The following is a 23,634-nucleotide window of genomic DNA, read 5'->3' on the forward strand; positions in this document are numbered from 1 at the left end:
CCCGCCGCTCTTTTTGAGTAGCGGGCTTTTCATTTGGAGGAGGAATCATTCATGAACATCAAACAAAAAACCATTTTGGCAGGTACATCTATCCTTGCGGCCATCGCACTCTCAGCGTGCGGACAATCCGAGGCGAGCGAGACGCTCAGCACGAAAGAGCTGACGATCGGCGTCACTGGTGGACCACACGAACAGATCGCCGAGAAAGTACAGGAGCTCGCAAAAAAGGACGGTCTTGAAATCGACATCAAAGTATTCAACGATTACAACACGCCGAACACGGCTCTCGATGAAGGGAGTCTCGACGTGAACAGCTATCAGACGCTCTCGTTCCTCGAACTGCAAAAAGCGGACAAGGGGTATAAGATTGACGACGTCTTCAAGACGGTCGCTTTCCCGATGGGGCTCTATTCAGAGAAATTGACGGATATCAAGGACTTAAAGGAAGGCGATAAAGTGGCCGTCCCGAACGACCCGGCGAATGAGCTCCGTGCGTTACGACTATATGAAACGGCTGGGCTCATCACGTTAAAAGAAGGATTGACGGATAAAGCAACAAAGCGCGACATTGCTGAGAATCCGCTCAACCTCGAATTTATTGAACTCGAAGCATCCCAACTGCCGACGCAACTCCCGGAAGTGGCACTCGCGGCCATCAACACGAACTTCGCGATGGGAGCGGGTCTATCCATTAACGAAGATGCCCTCTTCCATGAAGATACGGTCGATAACCCGTATCCGAACTATGTCGTCGTCCGTTCGGCCAATAAAGAAGATGAGGTCGTGAAGACGCTCGAGTCTTACTATCATTCAGAGGAAGTACGTGCCTTCATCGAAGAAGAATTCAATGGTTCGGTCGTGCCGGCGTTTTAAGGAGGGGTCTTATGATTGAACTGAAACAAATCACCAAGGAGTTCAAGGTCAACGGAGGCACGATCACGGCACTCGATGATGTTTCCCTCACGATTGAGAGAGGGGAAATCTTCGGAATCATCGGACGAAGTGGTGCCGGTAAGAGTACGCTCATCCGGATGATCAATCTTTTGGAGCGTCCGACATCAGGGGTTGTTGAGATTGAGGGACAAGATATCACGCTCCTCAAAAAGAAAGGGTTGTCGACGTTACGCCAGCGAATCGGTATGATCTTTCAGCACTACAACTTGCTGAAGACTGCGACCGTCGAAGAGAATGTCGCCATCCCGCTTCGTCTCGAAGGTCTCGGGAAGCAGGTCATCCGTGAACGGGTCGACCGCTATCTCCAAATCGTCGGACTGAGCGAACATCGGAACCATTACCCTGAACAATTGTCGGGTGGACAGAAACAACGTGTCGCCATTGCGCGAGCGCTCGCCCATGAGCCTGATATTCTCCTCAGTGATGAGGCGACAAGTGCACTTGACCCTGAGACGACCGAGTCGATTTTAGAGTTACTGCTCGAAATCAATCGCGAGCTCGGATTGACGATTTTCTTGATCACACATGAGATGGAAGTCATCGAACGAATCTGTGACCGGGTCGCCGTCATCGATCGTGGCCAAATCGTTGAACAAGGACACGTACTAGACGTCTTCTCCAATCCGTCACACGAGACGACCCAGAAGTTTCTTAAGACAAACCTCGACGTGCCGGAAGAAGTCGTCTCGGAACTCCAGACCCGGGGAACGCTCGTCCATTTGTCGTTCATCGGCAGTCAGACGGAACAGGCAGTCCTGGCACAATTGACCAAGCGGTTCGGCATTTTACCGAACATCATCGGAGGCGGAATCAAGAAGTTAAAGGCGGGGCTTGTCGGAAACTTGCTCGTCCATCTTGACGGGGATCATGATCAAACGGAACTCGCCGTCCGTTATTTGAAGACGAGCGGCGTACATGTGAGGGAGGTGTCAAACCATGCAACAGTTTTGGACAGACTGGGGTGACTTAATCTGGACAGGAACGGTTCAAACGTTGACGATGACGAGCATCGCGCTTTTGATCTCGACCTTGATCGGATTGCCGCTCGGGACGTTGCTCGTTTTGACGAGACCGAAAGGCAGACTCGCAAACGGATTCGTCTATGGTGGCTTATCGAGCGTTATCAACGTCATCCGTTCCATCCCGTTCATCATTCTGTTGTTCTTCATCTTACCGTTCACACGGTTCATCATGGGGACGACAATCGGCGTGCAGGGCGTCTTGCTCCCCTTGATCGTCTTCACCGCACCGTATATTGCGCGACTCATGGAATCGGCACTACTCGAAGTCGACCGCGGGGTCATCGAGGCGTATGAGGCGATGGGCATCTCGACGAGAAAAATCATCTGGTATGTGTTAATCCGTGAAGCACGTTCTTCCATCGTTCTCGGACTGACGATTGCGACGATCGGGTTGATTGGAGCGACGGCGATGGCGGGACTCGTCGGGGCAGGTGGACTGGGGGACATTGCCTATCAATACGGACATCTTCGTTTCGAACCGGAAGTCATGTACGTGACCATTTTCGTCCTCATCCTCCTCGTTCAGTCCATCCAATCCTTCGGGAATCGACTGGCTGCAAAATTGAAAAAGGCATAAAAGAATCGTGTCGCGAAAGCGACACGATTTATGCGTTATGGAGCAGACGTTTCAGTTCAGCGATGCGGTCATGTCTCGGGATGAACGTCCGAATCTCTTTTTCACTGAAACCGACCTGGATGCGATGATGGTCGAAGACGATCGGACTTTTCAGGATTTGAGGATTCGAGGCGACGAAGCTATATAGCTCACGAATCGACATCTCATCTAGTTTCTCTGCCGCTTGTTTATAGACACTCTTTTGGACCGACAACAAGTCCGTCGTCCCATTTTCCGTCAGGCTCAACATCTCTTTGAATTCTCCGAAGGATAAACCTTGGTCTGTCAATTTCTTTTCGATGAAGGGAATCTTTTGTTCCCGTAACCAATCAATCGTTTTTCTGGAAGAACTGCAGCTCGTATGCGTGAATACCGTGACCGTCACGACAACCACTTCTCCTTTACATCAGTTTGGTTCTAACTATTATCTCCTTTTATACGTTCGAGTGCGTGATTATGTTTCAAATCACATACAGTTTCTTTTTGATTGAGCATGACTTCGTTCGGGTACAGATTTCATGAGTAACCACATAAGGAGGAATGAAGATGTTTGACTATACCGTACAATCTGACCGTACCGTGGATGACGTTGTCGTTCGTCTCGGAGAAGCATTGAAAGAAGAATCATTCGGGGTGCTCTGGGACTTTGATTTGAGTGAGACGCTCGAGAAAAAAGGGCAGGGGATTGATGGGAAGTATCGTATCTTAGAAGTATGCAATCCGAAGGCGGCAAAAGAAGTGCTGTCGCAACAGTTAGAAGGAGGCTACTTCCTTCCATGCAAAATCGCGGTGTTCGAAAAAGACGACCATACCCAAATTGGTATGCCGAGACCGACAGAATTGATTCGCCTCATCGATGACGAATCGTTACAAGCCGTCGCGTTAGACGTCGAGTCCCGATTGCAACGTGCCATCGACCAAAGTAAATGATTGTTCTACCATCCGCTCATGAAACGTGAGCGGATTTTTTTCGTATAGGATAGTTAGATAATGGTAAAATTGGATGAGGAGATTATAGGAGGGGATATTTTGTACAAAAGAGGAATCATGATGTTACTTAGTGCTTCATTTTTAAGCGCATGTGGGGCATCTAATATAGAAGTCATTCAACTAGATTACATAGAGGATCAATGGAACGTGGAAAGCTATTCAAAAGAAGGAGAGATGATTGAAGTCCAGGAGTCAAAAGAAGTATTGGCTGCATGCGATGGGGAGCGTGCAACCGAATTAAAGGGTGACATCACGGTATATCAAACGGCGATTGCAGGGAGAACCGAGCCTGCTTCAGCCATGACCCCATATACGATGAAAGTCGTGACGTACTTAGAAGGTGACGAACGGTATGTCGTATGTCATGAAAGCTACACCAATCAACTGATGGCGGAAGCGATTGACTCGTTTCCAGACTTTGTGAATACAAGTGACGGAATTCGACTTCCACGACTCCCTCGTATTCATCAGACATCTTCTGCGTTACAAGACAAGTTGGTGGAAGCAGAAGGGTTGGAGATCGACGGGAATTCCATCACCCCGTTCCCGCATACGTTACTGGAAATCGAACCGGCGCTCTACGGCGAACTTGAAATGAAACTCGGTGGCAAGGTGATCCGTTATCCGATTGCGCAGTTCGAGCCGCGAGGATTTGAGATGCCGAATCAACAGATTGCCATCGGATATGATAAAAAGACGTTTCGTCCATATATTCTTTACTCGTTTGATGGCCAATTTTTTATACCTCAACCGATTGAGTTTGATGAGTTAGAGGACCCGGGGTCAAAAGAGAATACGGTCTTTTCCGAGTTAGAGATCAAGACTGTCGCGACAGCTCGTGAACTGAACGAAGAAGAGGAAACTCCGTTCTATACTTTCTCTTATCTGAAAAACGGGAAACGTGTGACCGAAACGATGACGATTCGCTTCGTTTCTGGGACATTGCTAAAAGACGGTGAAGAACCGGATCCGATGTTTGAGGATTGGTTGCCTGTTGAAGAAGCCGGGCCAAGGGTCATCGTTCATCGAAAACCATACGATGGAGGGGCGATGGAATTCGCAGAATATAGTGAGGCCACGAAAGAGGAAGCGAAAGAATTGTTCGACATCGTCAATGAGGCAGACCCCGTCGATCGCCGCGGAGAAGATTCAGAATATCGATATTTGACTTTATCAGACGGTTGGAAGGGTCAAGTATTCGAAATCAGCTATCAAAAGCGTTCGAAAAAAATTGATATCTATTTAACGGACCCGCTCCGGAATCAAACATTTAAATTATCGAGCGAAGGAGCGGAAGCGTTCTTAGACATATTTCCGCGCCTAAGGGAAACATTATGAAGCGAATTCTTTTACTCATTTGCTGTATTGGTTTGATGACAGGTTGTGATGATGAACAGATGGATGTCGTAAAGATAGACTACCTCCCGGAACACTGGAATGTGAAAGATCTTCAATCAGGTCATATGGATGCCAAGTCGGTGAAGTGGACTCCTGATTTACTCGATACGTGTTCCGGGAATGCAATTTCACGAATCGAAGAGGACGTCACCGTCTATCGCTCGTATGAATTGAATCGAAAATTCGATGATGCACATAAAATCGTGATGTATATGGAAGGAAATCAACCATACGCTGTTTGCTATGACAGTGCTTCTGAACAAATCAGGGCGGAAGAGATAGATGAATTCCCTTACTTCGTTCATACGGAAGAAGGGACCGACATCTTGAGTACGCCGACGATTCGCTCGGGTACACATGAAGAATTGAAAGAAATGGAACAGAAAGACGAAGGTCATTTCTATCCTGCTCCCATCCGTCTCCTCGAAGGGACGATGATTCATGTGACACCCTCATTATATGGCCAGATTGATTTATCGATTGGAGATCAACAAGGACTGTTCCCCATTTCACATTTAGAGCCATTTAGTGCCCAATCGGAAGAAGTGGGAATCGCGCTTGGGTATGACGAACAATCGAAAGAAGCGTATTTTTACTATGAGAAAAATGATGGATTGACGACCATACTTCCTTTAGTTGTGTGGAATGAAAAAGAGCATAAACACGAGCCGATTCAATTCGAAGGGCTACAAGTAGAACAGGTACTTCGGGAAGACATTCTTGAACCGGGTGTCAAGACGCCTCTATATACGTTCTCCTTCATTGAAGATGGAAAACGCGTGAATGAGGAAATCAGTTTAACTTATTTGAATGGTGAATTTTCGACACAAGATCCTGTTCAAAACGCGAGCGATTCAAATGGTCCATTCGTTTATGTTCATGAGAAGCCATTAAACGGTGCGCTCGATATTCAGTACCCAAACGTGCTAATGGCTGAAGAGAACGACATATCAGATCTGATGAATGAGATTGATGACGCAATACCTGTCAAACGTGCTGGAGATGTGACTGACTATTCGCGTCTCACAATCATCGATGGTTGGGGTGCTCAAGAATTTCAGTTAAGTCTCAAGGAACGATTCAAAAAAATCGATGTCTATCTGACGGACCCGCTCCGCGATCAAACATTCAAATTATCAAGCAAAGGAGCGGAACGGTTCTTGGATCTATTTCCGGAGGTGAAAGAGTCATGATGAAACGAATGCTATTGATGTTAAGCACAGTCGGGATTTTGTCGGGTTGTGCTGGAGAACAGATGGATGTCGTAAAGTTGGACTATATGCCTGAGCAATGGAACGTGGGCGATTTATATGCGAATCAGATGGATGCGGACTCGGAGACGTGGTCGACTGCAATTCTCGGCGCTTGTACGGGTGAACCGCTCACTCAGATTGAAGGGGATGTGACGGTTTTCAATTCATATGCGGTGAATCGGAAAGTCATGATATCAGATTATGATCCAAGCTCATACAAATTGGTGACTTTCTTGAAAGGAAAAGAAAACTACACCATTTGCTATGATGGAGACTATTCCAACATGAGGTTAGGAAAGATTGATGAACTACCGGACTTCCTTGATTTATCAGCAGGTATCGAAGTTCCGAACGTCCCGATGATGAAAGCTGGTACGAAAGAGGAAGAAGAAGTCGCAGAAAAGAGTGAAGCATCCGAGTATCTGGGGATGCCCATCAACTTATTCAAAGACACGATGGTTCATTTGACTTCTCCTTTGAATGGAGCGATTGCATTAACGGTTGGTGATCAGGAAGGAATCTTTCCTATCTCCTTCATTGAACCATATAATGCGCAAATGGGAACCGCTAAGATTGCGCTTGGGTATAATGACAAATTGAAAGCAGCCCATTTTTACTTCGAGACAGAGAACGGGACTCCATCCGTTCAACCGTTCCTTGTGTTGAACGAGAAGGAATGGGCACATGAACCCATCCAGTTCGAAGAGTTGCAAGTCGAACGTGTTCTTCAGACGGATACGTTAGAGCCAGGAGTTAAGACACCTCTTTACATCTTCTCATACATGAAAAATGGGAAACGTGTGGAAGAAGAGGTTAGCTTGACGTACACGAAAGGCGAGTTTGCCACGAATGAGTCCATTAAAGAATCCACTGAAGCAGGACTCATTGCAAATCCTTCCGTTCCACGCGGTCCGTTCTTCTTTCTCCATAAAAACCCGTTAGATGTGGAGACCACATTGAATTATCCGGATACATTGCGCGCGGCTGGCACCGACATGTCTGATTTGATGAACGCATTTAAGGAGGCAGAACCGGTGGATCGAGCTGGAGAAGTGGGAGAATATCCCCTTCTCACCATCATCGACGGATGGAAAGGGCAAGAGTTTCAGTTAAGCTTCAAGAAACGGTCTAAAAAAGTAGATGTCTATGTGACGGATGAAACACGCGATCAAACGTTCAAACTGAGCAGTGCGGGAGCGGAAACGTTCTTCTCCTATTTCCCTGATTTAGATGAGTGAAAGGCGCCAGTCGGCGTCTTTTCATTTGGTAAATACTTCAAAATCAAGATATTGACCTTCTGTATAAAAAGAGAGTAATGATATGTTACGGGATACGTTACACTGAAATTCACGATTTAGTACGAACATCCTAGGAATAAGAAAGGTTGCTATCTATAATGAGTACTTTGAACCAAAAAGGAATTCAATCTGAGGACGTTTTTCAATCCATTGAAATGAATATGGCGATGATTCGATTCGACCGTCAACGCCGGGTCGTTGATGTGAACGATACGTTCGCGAAAGCAATGAAATACAGACGCGAGGAGATGATTGGCATGCAGCATCACTTGTTCTGCCCTTCTTCCTTTGTCAATAGTCCAGAGTATTCGGCATTTTGGGAGAAATTATGGGGTGGTTTCAGTTTCTCGGATAAAGTGGAGCGCGAGAATGCAAAAGGGGAAACCATTTGGCTCGAGGCGACGTATATGCCGATTTTTGAAGGAGATGATGTCATCGGTGTCGTCAAGATCGCATCGGACATCACCGCACGGCAACAAGTGATTGAGGATTATGCGTATCGCTTTAAATCGATGACCGATGTGCTCGACGAACGGGCGAAGACAGGCATGCAAGACACGAAAGTATTGAATGAAACGATTGAAAAGCTTGCAAAAGATGCCGCGGACAACCTCCATGCCCTTCAGAACTTGCGTCGTCAAGCCGATGACATCGCGAAAATTGCCTCGTCGATCAAAGAGATTGCGGCACAAACGAATCTGTTGTCCCTGAATGCTGCCATCGAAGCGGCACGAGCAGGTGAACACGGGCTTGGATTTAATGTGGTTGCGACTGAGGTCCGCAACCTCTCTCGTATGGTTGAACGTGCGGTCATCGACGTCAACTCGAACACGGAAGGAATGAACGTCGAGCTTCGGAAAATTGTAGAAGGTGTCACTGCGTCCAATCAAGAGATTCAGTTAAGTGCAAAAACGATGGAACAGACGATGGAGCGATTCCATACGTTCGAGCAGGCAGCAGCCGAGTTACATGATACGGCCGACACATTTACATCCAACCTGTGAACCGATTGACCCGACACGGGGTCAGTCGGTTTTTTTGAGTCGTAACGTATGTCCGTGTCGTTTCAACCAATCTTTCGCTGTAACGGTGTTCGGATAAATCGTTTGTAAAGTTCTCCAAAAAGAAGGGGAGTGATCGAAGTGAACGAGATGCACCCATTCGTGGGCGATGACGTAGTCCATCATCTCTTTTGGCGCCAGCATGAGGCGGACATTGATGGAGATGGTTCCGTTCGAACTACATGATCCCCACCGTGTCTTTTGATGACCAATTCGAATCTTTTTCGCTTTAACATCCAATAATTTTTCGTAAATCGGTGCCTGGTTGATTACATATTCAAGCGCGCGTTCACGTAGCCATGCCTCATAATGTTTAGTCAGGGCGTTTTCGTCCCATCTCCTCGGAACGAAAAATGAGGAGCCGTCAAATCGGAGAGTCGTGCCATCATCTATCTTGGTCGGATAGTTTTTTCCATGAAAAACGAGCCCCTTATCGAGAACGGACGTTTGTCGAGGGAGCTTTTGCGATATCTCATGAATCCATGTGTCGTGTTCTTCTAGTATGTGATCGACGACTCGTTTAGACAAACGTGCTGGAATACGTAGCTCGATGCCGTTTGGCGTGACATAAAATGCGGCTTTTTTTCTTCGTTTGTTGCGAATGACGGTAACACACATTGACGAGCCTCCTTTCTTATCTCGATCGAGTATAACGAAGTCGGCAAGAAACTGCCATGCTTTTTTGGCACGCAGTCGAATCAACTTTGATACAGTAGGAGGAGGAGGGATGAACATGAAATCAATTTTACAACAACAACTTGTACGTAAAGGTACGAATTCGGTGAAATGGGATGGGCTGGAACGATGGTTCCGTTTATCTGAGGATGTGTTACCGTTTTGGGTAGCGGATATCGATATCCGGACTGCCCCGTCCATCTCCGAGGCGCTCGCTATAAAAGCCGCTCAAGGGGAATTCGGGTATACATTGTTCGCACCTGAAGCGCAAACAGCGGTGAGCGATTGGTACGGCCGACGTCACGATTTAATTGTTGACCCGAACCATGTGTTATTCTCTAGCGGTGTCGTGCCTGCGTTGACGCATATCGTCGAGGCGTTGACTGAAGTCGGAGATGGCGTCGTCATCCAGTCACCTGTCTATCCACCATTCCACGAACTCGTTGTCGGTTCCAAGCGACAAGTGTTCGATGCCCCGTTGAAAAAAATTGACGAGCGCTACGAGATGGATTTTGTCGCACTCGAGGAAGCGATGAAACAAGCGAAACTCTTCCTACTCTGTTCCCCACATAATCCAGTTGGGCGTGTCTGGACGAGAGCGGAACTAGAAAAGGTCGTAGCACTCGCGGATCAATATGAGGTGATTGTCGTCGCTGACGAGATTCATGCAGATTTGACATTCCCGTCTCATAAACATACCGCAATCGGCACACTCGACTCGCGTATCATCACGGTAAGTGCGCCCTCAAAAGCATTTAACATCGCCGGATTATTTGCGTCCTACATCATTTGTCCGGTCGATGAGTGGCGGAAGCAAATCACGAAAGTACAGAACAAACATCATGTGCTCCCGACACCGTTCGCGAACACGGCTATCATCGCCGCGTATACCGATAACCGCGCGGAACGTTGGCTCGACCAGTTGCGAGAAGAATTGGAGCAACAAATGAATGACGTGATCGATTCCATCGAATCAAACCTTCCGATGCTCCATACGACCTATCCGGAAGCGAGTTATCTGCTTTGGCTCGATTTCTCGGAGTTACCGATGTCTGCCGAGGAGCGGAAGTCATGGCTTCATCATGAGGTTCGGATCTTCTTGTCACCGGGTGGTCCGTTCGGTCCTCAAGGTGAAGCGTTCGAACGGATGAATATCGGGACTCGTCGTGAACTGTTGGACGAGGCGATTCATCGGCTGAGCGCGCAAATGAAGCGAAAAGCGTTTGTGTAAAACGAGAATCGGGAAAAATTCACAATGAGATGATGAAAGAAAGTGAGTGGATGGGATGGAGACGATCAACTGGAAGAAAAAGATGGAGGAACAGTTAAGGCGTAGCGGCTTCACCTTGCAAGTCGAAAACATGTCCAATATCCGCTTGACTGAGATTCATGCGAGTTCTTCTCCGTTGATCTCTTATCCGCTCCGAGTTCGTCTATATGAGCGGATGGGTTGGCTCATGTGTACGGTCGATTCGCCAACGCTCGATCGGAATGAAGATCATCCATTATTTGAACGCATGGTGACCGCCGTCTTTGAACGAATTGTGCGTCACCTGTATAACGGGTATGGTTTTCACATTTTGACGTTCATCGGAGATACCGGAAATTACATCGCCCCAAAAGATTCGGAGACAGGAGAGGTCGTACGCCTCGTCGCCCACCTTTGGAATGACCGTTCGTACATTCATCTCGACACTTTCGAGGAGTATCCCGCCTTATACGTGACTCCACCGTGGGCACATCAAGCCTATGCCATCGAAAGCACAGACGATGAGTGGGTCATCTACGCGGGAAGAGGGGGGAGGCCGTCGACCGATTATCGTGCTGACGGCGTCGAATTGAAACCTCATCGTCTATCGGATGGTGAGCTCTTCTTCCCGGTCGATCGGATTTCGAAAGAGAAAGGAACCCTCGCCCTGGCCGAATGGCTTCGACTCGAAAGACGAGAAGTCGAGGACTTTATGATGTCCTTCATGCAGACAATCCGGAAGTTTGATCCGTCGTTTGGATTCGCATGGGGCGGAACGGAAACATTTTTTCATGGTGTACCGGTTGAACCGTACGCGCAGGTGCTCAGGCTTGAAAGTGGGAAACGTCGCTATCGCGTCATGAACAACACGGCAAAACGACTATTTGCCGTCTCGGACGACCCGGACGAGTGTCTGAAGGAAGTGAGTCGAACACTAGGGACGATCACGCTCCCTGAACGGCGTGTCTCAGCCCTCGGCCAATTGATCATGGGGATCTGGCAACAGTTTGAAACCGATGAGGAAACATACATTCAAGAAGTCGCGTTTCGTGACATCTCCAAATTCCAAATGGAAGAAAAGATTGGGCATGCCCTCGCGAATCAACAACGGATTCGCTGGATTGACAAGAATCATCCGCATCAGGATGTGATCGAATATGCTCATCTACGGATCACGTTCCCGAAACGACCACCTGGGCTTGTTACAGTCGAACCCGCTGAATCCGGACAAGAGAGAGGTGCTTTATGAGAATCGTTGACGCACGAGCCGTGCCAATCGATCATGAAGATGTGATCGCCGTTACCCCTACCTCGGTCTACTATCGAGAGAAGAGAGATCGCACGACATTCTCGCTCTATCGCTTTGACGAAGAGGATGGCGTGATTACACAATTGAACCGGAGGGAGTACGCGGATTACGGTTATCCTAAGCTATTCGTCGATGGAGACATCGTCTACTTTATAAATGAGGTCCCGGACGGTGAAGGGGTGGTCAAGACAGAACTGATCGCCTTCTCCTATAAGGCGGGCACCGAAGAAGTGGTCACGACGTTTGAGAAGCGTGGGAATAGCACATTGTTCTGGGTACTGGATCATCGTTACTTCCTCTTTTTGACGGCGTTTGAATCATCGGATGAGGCGTGGCTCTTTGATCGGGTGACCAATCAACGTGAGCGTATTCGGGATGAGCGTTTCGTCGGTAAGACGGAACGTTTCCGAGAATTGTATTTGTTCACGACCACATTTGATGGTGTTCCATACATCGTCTGCAACGCGAGACTCGATGAGTTTGACTATTATAATGCACTCGATGATGGGCGCATCTCTCCTGACGACCCGATTGACCATTCCGAGGCACTCTTGATTTGCCCACTCGAAGAGGCGGTCGAGGCGATATGGGATCAACGGGATGAATTGCCATTCGATGATATTCTCCGTCTCCAAGGGGAAGGGGACACGGTCCAATATCTAGGAGAAAATGAAGGGACGCTTCGATTCTCCGCGTTTGTTGACGCGTTGAATGAGGAGGTCATCTATGATTTGACGGCTCCCGATGTCTTGCATGAAGTATCGGTCGTCGATTGGGGTGCTTATGAACCGATTGATTTCACGTACGACGATATTAGTTCGACGATTTTCATCAAAGTTGATGAGACAGATATGCACTCAGAAGTCATTGACCTCGCAACCGGTGCGCGTTATATCGACGTGGAACCGTTCGAACGCGTCATTGGTCGCCGCTATCTCGTCCATGAATATACGGAAGGACTTACGAGCGGGGTCGTGATTTTCGATTTAGAATCGGAAGAACGTCTCACTTATGACAATGCCTATTTTATGGTCATCGATGATGCCATTTTGATTTTGTCAATGTCCAGCACATAAATATAACCACTACCCATTATATAGGTGGTGGTTATATTTGGATATATAGTTTACATAACATATTATTGTAAACTTGATATTGCGTGTTTTTTCCGTTCATCTCCGATATGGGCATAGACTTGTGTCGTTGCCACAGATTCATGCCCGAGAAGCTGTTGAATCGTGAGCACATCGACGCCCCCCATGGCGAGACGCGAAGCGAACGTGTGACGGAGCTTATGTGGCGTTACCTGTTTATGGCTCAAGAACGGCAAGTAAGGCTTTAAGCGGTCAATATGCCCTTTTAACATATGCTGAACCGTCCGTACAGCGATTCGTTGTCCCTTCTCATTTTGGAACACCGCCCCTTCGCTCGACGTGTGGCGATACTCAGTGAGGAGCGGAAGAAGTGGTCCTGCGATGGGGATCAAGCGTTCCTTATTGCCTTTACCGATGACCCGAATCGTTCCGGTCTCAAGGTTGATATCGGACCAATTGAGTCCGACAAGCTCGGATACGCGCATTCCTGTCAGTCCAAGTAACTGTATGATTAAAAAGTCTCGCGCGCGATTCATTTCGTACCAACTCGCCTCGCGATTCGTCATGCCGACATTGCTACGTACAAGCGTCGAGAAGTCGAGCCACTCCGATTCCGTCAAATAGACGGGGTTCCGTTTGCCGCGTTTCGGACGTTCTACGGTTTGAAAAGGATTCACCGTTGCCTGATTGGTCTCGATTAAGTAATTGAAGAGTGACTGTAACGTTGAAAGCTTCCGATTGATGACGCTCGGAGCGTTTTCGAGATCGAGGGCAAGATAAGTCGCATACGCTTCTGCTCCGGCATGGTCAATCTCTGTGAATGATGGCAAGTCAATCGTTTCAGGCTCTAACTCGGTACCACTCACGTGCTCGACCCAACGAAAGAAATCTAAAACATCATACACGTAGCGTTGGGCCGTCTGTTTGGAATAATGCTTCGCTGCTAAATGATGAAAAAACTGTTGGATGAATGCGGGTAGTCGGTGCAACCCGTTCAACTCGAAGCGTTTCGTCGTCGTCGGTGTCTGCCGCTGTCCAAGTTGACGGAAAATACTCATAGAATGCCCCTTTCTTCATGTAGTTCTCACTTGATTCTTTCCGCTACGCTTGCCTTCACGAAGGAAGTTGTCCGCTTCTTTGACGATCTCTTCGACCGTATCGTGACCAACACGAACCGCAAGTCCGAATGTCATTGTGACATGAAGACGTTCTCCTGCGTAATGGAGAGGGGTCGACTCGATTTGTCGTCTCAACTGCTCGACGATTGGAAGGAAGTCACCGGAAGGACTCGATAGGTAGACCAGAAACTCCTCTCCTCCCCAGCGGACCGCCATGCCGTCGATATCGGATAATATGGAGGCCACTTGTTGAAGCACCCGGTCCCCACAATCATGACCGTACGTCTCGTTAAATGATTTGAATCGATCAATGTCACCGAGGGCGAGTGCGTATGGAACGCCTTCATGAGCGGCTTTGTCGATTGCTTTGGAAACCTGTTCATGCCCGACTTTTCGGTTCAATAGTCCGGTCAATCCATCCGTCGAGGCGAGAATTTGCAATCGCTCATTGGATCGTTCGAGTTCATCTGTCACTTCGACAACGGCTGACTCGAAGATGAAGGAGAGCCCTGCGATCATCACCACGGTCGATAGGATGCAAAAGAGCCCGAGCGCTTGTTCCACCTGAATCGGTAGGGTCTCGATGCCGTCGGACACATAGATGAATAGAAGGCTATAAATCAACATCGCGATGGCCGTGGTCAAGATGCGTTGGCCTCTGGATACGCTTGGCATGAAAAAGACACCATAGGCCATCATGAGGATGAAATAATGCATGTTGATCTCCCAACCGAGAATGACGGTCGAGATGACGGCGTTGTAAACGACTTCGATAAAAAGTCCGGTAAAGAAGATGCCGTACCACCGTCTATGTACAAAGTAGAATGAAATCGTGTAATAGATCACACTCAAGCCATTTGATAGGAATAAGAGAGTCATATCCAGACGATAAAACAAGATGCAAAATAGGAAGTGGACCAACCAGGCGATGACATTGCCGTAAAAAGTAATTCGTTCGTTATATAGTGTTCCTCGACGAGTTTCATAGGTTGTTCCCATCACACACCTCCTTTCTTTTAGTATAACGAAACAATGATTAAATTTGTATAGAAGTCCGTAAAATGACCTTAAAAAACGTCCTAATTTCGTATGTATCGTTGCGTGAAATAGATATTTCACGCAATGTACATGAATTGCGTGATTGTATCTCAATCGAGTGGTTAATCGACTGATTGATTTTATAGCAAAATAAATGGTAGACAATAATTTGTTATGTAAACCATATTGGTTTGTCTTGAAATTGTAATGTTGAGTCATTATACCTTATGATGAAAATAAGACTTGAAACAGGAAGGAAGGTAACGTTACACTGTAAACGTAAACCAAAGGGGGATTTTGGATGGATGATCAGCGTTTGAAGCAACTTTTGTCTGAAGCGAAGACCATCGCGGTCGTCGGTGTGTCCGACAACCCGAACAAGACGGCCAACCAGATTGCAGAGTATTTACTCCGTGTCGGCTATACCGTCATCCCCGTCAACCCGATGCTCGAAGAGTGGAACGGTCGCAAGGCGTATCCGTCCGTCGAGAGCATCCCGGGTAGAATCGATATCGTCGACGTGTTCCGTCGCAGCGAATTTTTAGCAGGTGTCGCGGAAGATGCGGTACGACATGGGGATGTCGGGCTCGTCTTCAATCAGCTCGGTCTCTCAAGTCCTGAGGCGGAGCAAATCGTGCGTGACGCCGGGCTCGATTATATCGAGAACCGCTGCCTGTACGTGGAACATGCTCGTCTACTCGGATAAGACCTACCTCCTTGGTAGGTCTCCTTTTTTTCAGCGATGGCTGACAAGGGAGGCTTGCCAGAATCGATGAACAGCTATACAATAGGAAAGAAAAACGAACGTGTGTTCGAAATTGAGGTGACTGCTATGTCAACAGATCTATTTAATTACAACGAAGACGCCATCCAGGTGCTCGAAGGACTCACGGCCGTACGGAAACGTCCGGGGATGTACATCGGGTCAACCGACCATCGCGGACTTCACCATCTTGTCTATGAGATCGTCGACAACGCGATCGATGAGGCGCTCGCAGGATTCGGCGGTCAAATCGATGTGACGATTCATAAGAATGATGCCATCACGGTCCGTGACCACGGACGTGGGATGCCGACAGGAATGCACGCCTCTGGAAAGCCTACCCCAGAAGTCATCTTCACGGTCCTCCACGCCGGCGGGAAGTTCGGCCAAGGCGGCTATAAGACGTCTGGTGGACTTCACGGCGTCGGCGCCTCGGTCGTCAACGCCCTCTCGAGCAAGGTCGTCGTGACGATTCATCGTGACGGCAAAGTGTTCGAACAGACTTTCGCGGATGGCGGCGTGCCTCAAACGACACTGATTGAGACAGGCAAGACACGCCAGACGGGCACGAGCGTCTATTTCAAACCGGATGCGACCATCTTCTCGACGACGACATATAACTATGACACGCTCGCCGAACGCCTCCGTGAATCGGCCTTCCTCTTAAAAGGATTGACAATCACGCTCACGGACGAGCGTACGGAGAAACAAGAGACGTTCCATTACGAGGAAGGGATCGCCGAGTTCGTCCAATATTTGAACGACGACAAGGCGACGCTTCATCCGATCGTCTATTTCGAAGGGACAGAGAACGAGATCGAGATCGAACTCGCGTTTCAGTTCACGGATGCCTATTCCGAAAATGTGCTCTCGTTCGTCAACAACGTCCGGACACGCGATGGAGGGACGCACGAGGTCGGTGCCAAGACGGCGATGACCCGGATCATGAATGAGTATGCCCGTAAGAACGGACTGCTCAAAGAGAAGGATAAGAACCTAGACGGCGGTGATGTCCGTGAAGGACTCACGCTCATCGTCTCGGTACGGATTCCGGAGGAGTTTCTCCAGTTCGAGGGGCAGACGAAATCGAAGCTCGGTTCCCCGGAGGCGCGTGCGAGTGCCGATAGCGTCATGGCGAAGCAACTGACGATCTTCTTAGAAGAGAACCCACAGATGGCCACGATGCTCATCAAGAAGGCGATTCGTGCGGCTCAGGCTCGCGAGGCGGCTCGAAAGGCCCGTGAAGAGGCACGTAACGGGAAGAAAAAGAAACGTTCGAGCATCTTGAACGGGAAATTGACGCCGGCGACGTCGAAGAATGCCGCCAAGAACGAACTGTTCCTCGTCGAGGGTGATTCGGCCGGTGGTTCCGCCAAACAAGGGCGCGACCGTACGTTCCAAGCCATCCTCCCACTACGCGGGAAGGTCATCAACTCAGAGAAGTCGAAACTTCAGGACATCATGAAGAATGAAGAAATCAATACGATCATCCACGCGATCGGTGCCGGGGTCGGTCATGATTTCGACTTGGATGACTGCAACTTCGACAAGATCATCATCATGACGGATGCCGATACGGACGGTGCGCATATCCAAGTGCTCCTTCTCACTTTCTTCTTCCGTTATATGCGACCGCTCGTCGAGGCGGGCCGTGTGTTCGTCGCCTTGCCACCGCTCTATCGCATCTCAAAAGGGAAAGGCAAGTCCGAACAGTTCGACTATGCCTGGGACGAAGAGGCGCTCGAGAAGCTCGTCAAAGTGTATAAGAAAGGCTATATCCTCCAACGCTACAAAGGTCTCGGCGAGATGAACGCGGACCAATTATGGGAGACGACGATGAATCCGGATACCCGTACGCTCATCCGTGTCACGGTGGACGACGCGGCTGTCGCGGACAAGCGTGTATCGGTCTTGATGGGTGACAACGTCACGCATCGCCGTGAGTGGATCGAGGAGAACGTCGCCTTCGGACTCCAGGAAGATGATTCGATCATCGCCAATGAACATGTGACTAAAGCGATTGAGGAAGTGATGTAACGATGTCGACGATTCAACACATTTTAAACCTATCTCTCGAACAGGTCGTCGGTGACCGGTTCGGGCGTTACTCAAAATATATCATCCAAGACCGTGCCTTACCGGACGCTCGTGACGGACTTAAGCCCGTACAACGCCGGATTCTATATGCGATGCACCATGAGGGGAATACGAACGATAAGCCTTACCGGAAGTCCGCCAAGACGGTCGGGAACGTCATCGGGAACTATCACCCGCACGGTGACTCGTCCGTCTATGAGGCGATGGTACGCCTCTCACAAGACTGGAAACTCCGGTATCCGCTCATCGATATGCATGGGAACAATGGGTCGATGGACGGTGACCCAGCAGCGGCCATGCGTTATACGGAAGCCCGTCTCTCGAAGATTGCCGGTGTCATGCTGACGTCGATTGCGAAGAATACGGTCGATTATACACCGAACTTTGATGATTCTACGGAAGAACCGCTCGTCTTGCCGTCGCTCCTTCCGAACCTTCTCATGAACGGGACGACAGGGATTTCGGCCGGTTATGCGACGGAGATCCCACCGCATAACTTGACGGAAGTCCTCAACCTCGCCATCGCACGCTTGAAGGGCCAGGTCGATACGGCGAAAGACGCACTCGAGTACGTCACGGGTCCTGATTTCCCTACTGGTGGGACAGTCATGGGCAAAGACGGTATCTTAAAGGCGTTCGAGACCGGTAAAGGGAAGGTCATCATCCGGGCGAAGTCCGAGATTGAGCAATTAAAAGGTGGCCGTGAACAGATCACGATCACAGAACTTCCGTATGAAGTGAATAAGGCGAATCTCGTCAAAAAGATGGAAGAGCTCCGCCTCGATAAAAAGGTCGAAGGCGTCGCAGAAGTCCGTGACGAAACGGATCGGACGGGCCTTCGGGTCGTCATCGAATTGAAGAAAGAAGCGGACGCGGAAGGTGTGCTTCACTTCTTCTTGAAGCATACGGACCTACAACTCGCCTATAACTACAATATGGTCTCCATCGTGAACCGGACGCCGAAACAGATGGGAATCATCTCGATCATCGACGCCTATTTGAAACACGTCGAAGAGGTCGTGACACGACGGACGACGTTTGAGCTTGAACAGGCGAAGAAACGCGCTGAAATCGTCGATGCCTTGGAACAAGCCATCTCGGTCCTCGATGAGACACTCGAATTGATTCGTTCCGCCAAAGACAAGGCGGACGCGAAGAAGAAACTGATGGAGCGGTTCTCATTCACGGAACGACAAGCTGAAGCCGTCGTCATGCTCCAATTGTATCGACTCACGAATACGGACATAGTCGAGTTACAAAAAGAGGCAAAGGCGCTCCAAAAAGAGATTGCCCGCCTCTCAAACATCCTCGACGTGGATGCGACAAAACGGAAGTTGATCGTGAAGGAGCTCACGACGCTACGTGACGAGTTTGGCGATGACCGTCGCTCGGTGATCGAATCGGAAGTCGAAGAATTGAAACTGAAGACGGAAGTCATGATTGCTGTCGAGGAGACGATGGTATTCGTCAGTCGTGACGGGTACGTCAAACGAGCCTCGATGCGCTCGTATGGCGCCTCGAGTGACGTCTTACCAGAGATGAAAGAGAAGGATCGCCCACTCCTCACGACTCAAGCCATGACGACGGACCACTTGCTCGTTTGGACGAACAAGGGCAGTTACCTCCTCATCCCAATCCATCAGATTCCAGAATCGAAGTGGAAGGATGCCGGACAACACGTCGCCAACCTCGTCCCGATTGAAGGGGAACAGGTCATCTCGGCAGACGTCGTCTCGACGTTCGATACGGACGCCCATTGCCTCTTCGTGACGAAAGACGGGATGGTTAAACGTACACCGTTACGCGACTATGACGCGCAGCGGAAATCGAAACCACTCATGGCCTTGAAGTTGAAAGGTGACGACGAGGTCGTCTTCGCCGGGATCAGTGACGGTCCAGGGCAGTTGTTCCTCGTTTCAGAGCGTGGATACGGGCTCTGGTTCAAAGAGGATGATGTCCCTGTCGTCGGACAGCGGGCAGCCGGTGTGAAGGCGATGAACCTGAAAGACGGTGACCTCGTCGCCGATGCCTTCTCCTTCTTCACGCCACCGTTGTTCGTTCTCGTGACACAACGGGGAGCGGTCAAGAAGATGAAGCTCGAGGACCAGTTCGACTGTACGAACCGCAACCTTCGGGGGACGATGCTCATTCGTGAGGTCAAATCAAAACCGCACCAAATCCGTCGTGTGGTTCCAGTACATGGGGATGAGACGCTTCATATCGTCGGGAAAGAAAAAGCAAAACAAGTGAAGACAAAAACCCTTACGCTACTCGATCGCTATGCCAACGGCTCGTTCGTCTTTGACGAAGACTCGTTCGGTGAAATCGAGGACGTGTATCTCGATTAATCAAAAGACCTGTGATTTGGCTGATTCGCCGTTCACAGGTCTTTTTGTCGTAGCCACGTCTCTAGATCGCGTTGTTGTCGTCGATGGTGCCGCGTGTGCATCTCGATGAGGTTGAACCATTCTCTCGCATTCAGCCAGCCGAACCCACCGTGAAGCGTCTTTCGATTGTCATCTGCATCGTTCAAACGGGATTCCAACATATCCATCTTTGAGATTAAGATGGTCATGCGTTCTCGCAATCGATCTTTCGAGTCAGTATTGTTCGGTGGTTGATTCATCTCAGGTGGGAGCTCGATTTTTATCGGTGGAAAGTCTCCCCGTTCGAACAACTTTTCTCCAAAAGACGTCTTCTCTCCACCGAGTTCACCCTCACCACGTAGGCAGCGGTCGGCCTCTTCTAAATACTCCTCTGCGACCAAAATGAGATGGTCAAACATTTGGCCAATGGACCAGATGCTCGGGGCATGCTTGTATCGCAAGTCGGACATGGTATAACGTGCGAGATCTTTTCTGAATCTAATTAATTCATAGCGTATCCTCAACATCTCACCTCCATTTTCTTTTAGTATACGTGATTGAAAACTGATGTCAGAGAATGTGGGTTCTGAAAAGGAAGAATGCATCGATTTGCCGAAAAAGACATGTAGGACAAAAAATAGGGGGATCTATATGTCTCAATGGCTGACATGGGCGAAACGAATTCAGGCGCTGTCTCAGGCCGGTCTGACGTTCACGCGTGATCAATATGACCGAGAACGGTACGAAGAGTTACAAGAAATCGCAAGAGAGATGTATGAACGGCACTCGGACTTATCGGACGAGGCCATCTCACAACTCGTTCATGTGGACGGTTATCCGACACCGAAACTTGATGTGCGAGGCGTCATCTTCAAAGATGATCGAATCCTGCTCGTGAAGGAGCGGTCAGATGGGTTGTGGACCTTACCCGGTGGCTTCTGTGAAGTGAATCGCTCTCCTGCTTCGAATATCATCAAAGAAGTAGAGGAAGAGGCTGGCCTGGATGTGATTCCAGTACGGTTGCTCGCCTTGTTCGATATGCATGAACATCCACATCCGCCTCTCTCGGAGCATTATTACAAACTTTTCATCGAGTGTGCACTGATTGGTGACGGGGAGGGGAGCGCCGGCGTGGAGACGAGTGACGTCGGTTTCTTTGAACGAGACGATTTACCTGATCTCTCCCTTGCCCGCAATACGATCGAACAGATTCATATGTGCTTTGACGCACATTGGCAAGAAGAAGACTGGACCACTTTATTCGACTAGGAGGCTCAATGATGAAAGTGAGACGATATGGACATATCCATCAACTGACCTTTTACGCTCCCGTACTGCCAATCAACGTTCAACTGTTTGAGCATGAGCTCGGACTCGTCTTGATCGACACGGCGCTGAAGCGGAACGCGACTGATATCCTGTCGTATATCGCCGAACTCGACAAGCCACTCCTCGCGATATTGTTAACGCATGCTCATGGGGATCATATCGGTGGGGTAGACGCCATCAAAGCAGAACATCCGCTCGCTGAACTCTTCATCTCCCGACGTGATGCCCGCCTCTTATCGGGAGATCGGTCGCTAGAGGAAGAAGAGCAGAACAAGATTCGTGGTTCTTTACCGACGATTCGTTCTACACCGGATGCGGTACTAGATATTGGTGAGCGGTTATTCGGTTTACGTGTCCTCGATGCAGCGGGTCATACACCAGGGTCGATTGCGTACTATGACGAGGTAAATCGGGTATTATTTGCAGGGGACGCTTTCCAAACTCAGGGAGGGACAGCGGTTGCGGGGGATGTTCGGCCATTATTCCCACTGCCAGGACTCGCGACGTGGAATCGGTCCGTTGCTGTCGAGAGCGCGGAGCGGCTAGTGGACCTGTCACCACTCCTCACATTCGTCGGACATGGTCCGCCTCTCAAAGGGACACACAGGCTCTATTTGGCTTTGAAACGGGCGAAGCGGAAACAAGCAAGAAAGTTTATCCGTTAACGGGAGGGTTGAACCATGCAGCTGAAAGAAGTTGCCATTCATCAATTTGAGCAAGCCCAACAGATGCTCGAGATTCAACGTAACGCTTATGCGGTCGAAGCGGAACTGCTCGGGTTTGACGAAATCCCAGCGCGCTATGAGACGATTGATGTCATTCAAAACTTACCAGGCACGAGTTATGGCTTATATATCGAGGAGCGGTTGATTGGGTTTGTCACGGTGGAAGCATCTGAGAAAACTGTTGAAATCACGAAACTATGTATCGACCCGACATACTTTCGGGCGAGACTGGCGACGACGTTACTCGAACACATATTGAGCATTCACAAAGGAAAGTTGATTTACGTGCATACGGGCAAGCATAACGGACCGGCGAAGCGTCTGTATACGAAACTTGGATTTGAACCGAGTGCCGAATTCGAACCAGAACATGGCGTCACATTGATCCGGTATACGCATACGTCTTAAATTCAAATCTCATCTCACTATCATAAGTATACTAAGATAATGAGATGAGATATTATTTTTACTGATAATATATGTTATGTAAACTAATAAAAAATAGAGCAAAAAATTGCTCGACATTGAAGCTCCCTATTCCTTTAAAATCTTGTACCAGTACAAGGTCAACTCGATTTGTGGATTCGCGTATTGTTTGATTGAGTTGACGCCTCCGAGTTGAAATCCCTCTTTTCTATAAAAGCGACATGCAATCAAGTTATCGTTCTGCGCTTCAAGCGATAAGCCGATCAGCCGTTTTTCTTTTGCCCATTGTTCGGCTGTTTCAAGCAACAGTTTTCCGATCCCACGCTTACGATGTGTTTGACGGACCGCTATATTTTCAATGTATGCAAATCGATTCCAATCCTTCACGAGTCGGATTTGCCCGACACATTCATCTGCATCTATCGCTAAAAACAGGATGCGACTGTCATGTTCAATATATTGTTTCCAGTCTAATCGATCGTTCGGAAATGTTATCTCTCTGACTTTCTCATCTAATTCTTCGACATATGTCCATTTTCCATCCATATAACTTGGCATGATTCGTCCGATGATCGGAAAAGGATCATTTGCATCATTCACAATATGAATATGCGCCTCATCTAAGGCTATGATTTGAATCAAACTCATCCGCTCCGCCTCCTCAATATCGATTCTGTCTCACTTAATTTTTACTTCTGTATCATTCGTGTGAATTTAGCATTCATAGGAATGATAACGCTTTATGAATAAACGTTTCAAATTTTAATTTCACCTGTTTAATACATGCTTCACAGTTGCTTGACCGCTGAAGTCATGCTATTTTTAGACAGATGAACCATCTAAGGAGGAATTC

The 23,634-nt window shown here is 48.7% G+C and carries 23 protein-coding genes; 17 read left to right on the forward strand and 6 right to left on the reverse strand.

Annotation, left to right across the window (positions count from 1 at the left end; all coding sequences use genetic code 11):
* The first annotated feature begins 51 nt into the window (after positions 1-51).
* Genes KD909_RS07225 through KD909_RS07235 form a run of 3 tightly spaced genes read left to right on the forward strand, consistent with a single transcriptional unit; the run spans position 52 to position 2,553 of the window.
* On the forward strand, positions 52-873 hold the full coding sequence (locus tag KD909_RS07225) for a MetQ/NlpA family ABC transporter substrate-binding protein (RefSeq protein ID WP_211782803.1): 822 nt from the start codon (positions 52-54) through the stop codon (positions 871-873).
* An 11-nt stretch (positions 874-884) separates the two neighbouring features.
* A complete protein-coding gene (locus KD909_RS07230; RefSeq protein ID WP_211782804.1) occupies positions 885-1,919 on the forward strand; it encodes a methionine ABC transporter ATP-binding protein in 1,035 nt (344 codons plus the stop codon).
* Positions 1,891-2,553, forward strand: coding sequence for a methionine ABC transporter permease (locus tag KD909_RS07235; protein ID WP_211782805.1), 663 nt, complete (start codon positions 1,891-1,893; stop codon positions 2,551-2,553). The genes KD909_RS07230 and KD909_RS07235 overlap by 29 nt, the downstream gene beginning before the upstream one ends.
* Before the next feature lie 28 nt (positions 2,554-2,581).
* Here the strand turns inward: KD909_RS07235 and KD909_RS07240 are convergent, their stop codons facing one another.
* Positions 2,582-2,977, reverse strand: coding sequence for a Spx/MgsR family RNA polymerase-binding regulatory protein (locus KD909_RS07240; RefSeq protein ID WP_012726343.1), 396 nt, complete (start codon positions 2,975-2,977; stop codon positions 2,582-2,584).
* A 161-nt stretch (positions 2,978-3,138) separates the two neighbouring features.
* On the opposite strand from KD909_RS07240, the gene KD909_RS07245 reads away from it, so the two are divergent.
* From KD909_RS07245 to KD909_RS15575, 5 genes are all read left to right on the forward strand, one after another.
* Complete coding sequence (locus KD909_RS07245; RefSeq protein ID WP_012726342.1) at positions 3,139-3,522, forward strand: DUF302 domain-containing protein; 384 nt, start codon at positions 3,139-3,141, stop codon at positions 3,520-3,522.
* 99 nt (positions 3,523-3,621) lie between these two features.
* Positions 3,622-4,920 (forward strand): hypothetical protein, encoded by a 1,299-nt coding sequence (locus tag KD909_RS07250; protein WP_211782806.1) that lies wholly within the window; start codon positions 3,622-3,624, stop codon positions 4,918-4,920.
* Complete coding sequence (locus tag KD909_RS07255; protein WP_211782807.1) at positions 4,917-6,173, forward strand: hypothetical protein; 1,257 nt, start codon at positions 4,917-4,919, stop codon at positions 6,171-6,173. The genes KD909_RS07250 and KD909_RS07255 overlap by 4 nt, the downstream gene beginning before the upstream one ends.
* Positions 6,170-7,471, forward strand: coding sequence for a hypothetical protein (locus tag KD909_RS07260; protein ID WP_211782808.1), 1,302 nt, complete (start codon positions 6,170-6,172; stop codon positions 7,469-7,471). The genes KD909_RS07255 and KD909_RS07260 overlap by 4 nt, the downstream gene beginning before the upstream one ends.
* Before the next feature lie 158 nt (positions 7,472-7,629).
* Positions 7,630-8,535, forward strand: a complete 906-nt coding sequence (locus tag KD909_RS15575; protein ID WP_211782809.1) for a methyl-accepting chemotaxis protein — start codon at positions 7,630-7,632, stop codon at positions 8,533-8,535.
* 21 nt (positions 8,536-8,556) lie between these two features.
* On the opposite strand, the gene KD909_RS07270 is transcribed toward KD909_RS15575, so the two are convergent.
* Positions 8,557-9,210, reverse strand: coding sequence for a M48 family metallopeptidase (locus KD909_RS07270; RefSeq protein WP_211782810.1), 654 nt, complete (start codon positions 9,208-9,210; stop codon positions 8,557-8,559).
* A gap of 115 nt (positions 9,211-9,325) precedes the next feature.
* On the opposite strand from KD909_RS07270, the gene KD909_RS07275 reads away from it, so the two are divergent.
* Genes KD909_RS07275 through KD909_RS07285 form a run of 3 tightly spaced genes read left to right on the forward strand, consistent with a single transcriptional unit; the run spans position 9,326 to position 12,901 of the window.
* Positions 9,326-10,498, forward strand: a complete 1,173-nt coding sequence (locus KD909_RS07275; protein ID WP_211782811.1) for a MalY/PatB family protein — start codon at positions 9,326-9,328, stop codon at positions 10,496-10,498.
* 55 nt (positions 10,499-10,553) lie between these two features.
* Positions 10,554-11,765, forward strand: coding sequence for a hypothetical protein (locus tag KD909_RS07280; RefSeq protein ID WP_211782812.1), 1,212 nt, complete (start codon positions 10,554-10,556; stop codon positions 11,763-11,765).
* Positions 11,762-12,901, forward strand: coding sequence for a hypothetical protein (locus KD909_RS07285; protein ID WP_211782813.1), 1,140 nt, complete (start codon positions 11,762-11,764; stop codon positions 12,899-12,901). The genes KD909_RS07280 and KD909_RS07285 overlap by 4 nt, the downstream gene beginning before the upstream one ends.
* 62 nt (positions 12,902-12,963) lie before the next feature.
* Here the strand turns inward: KD909_RS07285 and KD909_RS07290 are convergent, their stop codons facing one another.
* Together KD909_RS07290 and KD909_RS07295 are read right to left on the reverse strand one after the other, a co-directional pair.
* Positions 12,964-13,977, reverse strand: coding sequence for a tyrosine-type recombinase/integrase (locus KD909_RS07290; RefSeq protein WP_211782814.1), 1,014 nt, complete (start codon positions 13,975-13,977; stop codon positions 12,964-12,966).
* A 15-nt stretch (positions 13,978-13,992) separates the two neighbouring features.
* Positions 13,993-15,036, reverse strand: coding sequence for a GGDEF domain-containing protein (locus KD909_RS07295; protein ID WP_211782815.1), 1,044 nt, complete (start codon positions 15,034-15,036; stop codon positions 13,993-13,995).
* Between the two features lie 340 nt (positions 15,037-15,376).
* On the opposite strand from KD909_RS07295, the gene KD909_RS07300 reads away from it, so the two are divergent.
* From KD909_RS07300 to parC, 3 genes are all read left to right on the forward strand, one after another.
* The gene (locus KD909_RS07300; RefSeq protein WP_211782816.1) at positions 15,377-15,781 is read left to right on the forward strand and encodes a CoA-binding protein; all 405 of its coding nucleotides are present in this window, start codon (positions 15,377-15,379) and stop codon (positions 15,779-15,781) included.
* A 126-nt stretch (positions 15,782-15,907) separates the two neighbouring features.
* The gene (gene parE / locus KD909_RS07305; protein ID WP_211782817.1) at positions 15,908-17,875 is read left to right on the forward strand and encodes a DNA topoisomerase IV subunit B; all 1,968 of its coding nucleotides are present in this window, start codon (positions 15,908-15,910) and stop codon (positions 17,873-17,875) included.
* Between the two features lie 2 nt (positions 17,876-17,877).
* Entirely contained in the window at positions 17,878-20,283 is a 2,406-nt protein-coding gene (gene parC, locus KD909_RS07310; RefSeq protein ID WP_211782818.1) for a DNA topoisomerase IV subunit A, read from the forward strand.
* Between the two features lie 32 nt (positions 20,284-20,315).
* Here the strand turns inward: parC and KD909_RS07315 are convergent, their stop codons facing one another.
* The gene (locus KD909_RS07315) at positions 20,316-20,828 is read right to left on the reverse strand and encodes a DinB family protein (protein ID WP_211782819.1); all 513 of its coding nucleotides are present in this window, start codon (positions 20,826-20,828) and stop codon (positions 20,316-20,318) included.
* 124 nt (positions 20,829-20,952) lie between these two features.
* On the opposite strand from KD909_RS07315, the gene KD909_RS07320 reads away from it, so the two are divergent.
* The 3 genes from KD909_RS07320 to KD909_RS07330 are packed head-to-tail and all read left to right on the forward strand — an operon-like array spanning position 20,953 to position 22,763.
* Complete coding sequence (locus tag KD909_RS07320) at positions 20,953-21,570, forward strand: NUDIX hydrolase (protein ID WP_211782820.1); 618 nt, start codon at positions 20,953-20,955, stop codon at positions 21,568-21,570.
* Between the two features lie 11 nt (positions 21,571-21,581).
* Positions 21,582-22,295 carry an MBL fold metallo-hydrolase gene (locus KD909_RS07325; RefSeq protein ID WP_211782821.1) on the forward strand — a complete coding sequence of 238 codons (714 nt, stop codon included), beginning with the start codon at positions 21,582-21,584 and terminating at the stop codon, positions 22,293-22,295.
* A 15-nt stretch (positions 22,296-22,310) separates the two neighbouring features.
* On the forward strand, positions 22,311-22,763 hold the full coding sequence (locus tag KD909_RS07330) for a GNAT family N-acetyltransferase (protein WP_012726325.1): 453 nt from the start codon (positions 22,311-22,313) through the stop codon (positions 22,761-22,763).
* Positions 22,764-22,889: 126 nt separating this feature from the next.
* Here KD909_RS07330 and KD909_RS07335 read toward each other — a convergent pair whose 3' ends face one another.
* The gene (locus KD909_RS07335; protein ID WP_211782822.1) at positions 22,890-23,429 is read right to left on the reverse strand and encodes a GNAT family N-acetyltransferase; all 540 of its coding nucleotides are present in this window, start codon (positions 23,427-23,429) and stop codon (positions 22,890-22,892) included.
* Positions 23,430-23,634 lie beyond the last annotated feature (205 nt).

The organism is Exiguobacterium sp. PFWT01, from assembly GCF_018255795.1.
Lineage (GTDB): Bacteria > Bacillota > Bacilli > Exiguobacteriales > Exiguobacteriaceae > Exiguobacterium.

Excerpts from the sequence above, each read along its gene's own strand:
- KD909_RS07225 (WP_211782803.1), top strand. The coding sequence starts at position 52 with ATGAACATCAAACAAAAAACCATTTTGGCAGGTACATCTATCCTTGCG.
- KD909_RS07230 (WP_211782804.1), top strand. The coding sequence starts at position 885 with ATGATTGAACTGAAACAAATCACCAAGGAGTTCAAGGTCAACGGAGGC.
- KD909_RS07235 (WP_211782805.1), top strand. The coding sequence starts at position 1,891 with ATGCAACAGTTTTGGACAGACTGGGGTGACTTAATCTGGACAGGAACG.
- KD909_RS07245 (WP_012726342.1), top strand. The coding sequence starts at position 3,139 with ATGTTTGACTATACCGTACAATCTGACCGTACCGTGGATGACGTTGTC.
- KD909_RS07255 (WP_211782807.1), top strand. The coding sequence starts at position 4,917 with ATGAAGCGAATTCTTTTACTCATTTGCTGTATTGGTTTGATGACAGGT.
- KD909_RS07260 (WP_211782808.1), top strand. The coding sequence starts at position 6,170 with ATGATGAAACGAATGCTATTGATGTTAAGCACAGTCGGGATTTTGTCG.
- KD909_RS15575 (WP_211782809.1), top strand. The coding sequence starts at position 7,630 with ATGAGTACTTTGAACCAAAAAGGAATTCAATCTGAGGACGTTTTTCAA.
- KD909_RS07270 (WP_211782810.1), bottom strand. The coding sequence starts at position 9,210 with ATGTGTGTTACCGTCATTCGCAACAAACGAAGAAAAAAAGCCGCATTT.
- KD909_RS07275 (WP_211782811.1), top strand. The coding sequence starts at position 9,326 with ATGAAATCAATTTTACAACAACAACTTGTACGTAAAGGTACGAATTCG.
- KD909_RS07280 (WP_211782812.1), top strand. The coding sequence starts at position 10,554 with ATGGAGACGATCAACTGGAAGAAAAAGATGGAGGAACAGTTAAGGCGT.
- KD909_RS07285 (WP_211782813.1), top strand. The coding sequence starts at position 11,762 with ATGAGAATCGTTGACGCACGAGCCGTGCCAATCGATCATGAAGATGTG.
- KD909_RS07290 (WP_211782814.1), bottom strand. The coding sequence starts at position 13,977 with ATGAGTATTTTCCGTCAACTTGGACAGCGGCAGACACCGACGACGACG.
- KD909_RS07295 (WP_211782815.1), bottom strand. The coding sequence starts at position 15,036 with ATGGGAACAACCTATGAAACTCGTCGAGGAACACTATATAACGAACGA.
- KD909_RS07300 (WP_211782816.1), top strand. The coding sequence starts at position 15,377 with ATGGATGATCAGCGTTTGAAGCAACTTTTGTCTGAAGCGAAGACCATC.
- parE (WP_211782817.1), top strand. The coding sequence starts at position 15,908 with ATGTCAACAGATCTATTTAATTACAACGAAGACGCCATCCAGGTGCTC.
- parC (WP_211782818.1), top strand. The coding sequence starts at position 17,878 with ATGTCGACGATTCAACACATTTTAAACCTATCTCTCGAACAGGTCGTC.
- KD909_RS07315 (WP_211782819.1), bottom strand. The coding sequence starts at position 20,828 with ATGTTGAGGATACGCTATGAATTAATTAGATTCAGAAAAGATCTCGCA.
- KD909_RS07320 (WP_211782820.1), top strand. The coding sequence starts at position 20,953 with ATGTCTCAATGGCTGACATGGGCGAAACGAATTCAGGCGCTGTCTCAG.
- KD909_RS07325 (WP_211782821.1), top strand. The coding sequence starts at position 21,582 with ATGAAAGTGAGACGATATGGACATATCCATCAACTGACCTTTTACGCT.
- KD909_RS07330 (WP_012726325.1), top strand. The coding sequence starts at position 22,311 with ATGCAGCTGAAAGAAGTTGCCATTCATCAATTTGAGCAAGCCCAACAG.
- KD909_RS07335 (WP_211782822.1), bottom strand. The coding sequence starts at position 23,429 with ATGAGTTTGATTCAAATCATAGCCTTAGATGAGGCGCATATTCATATT.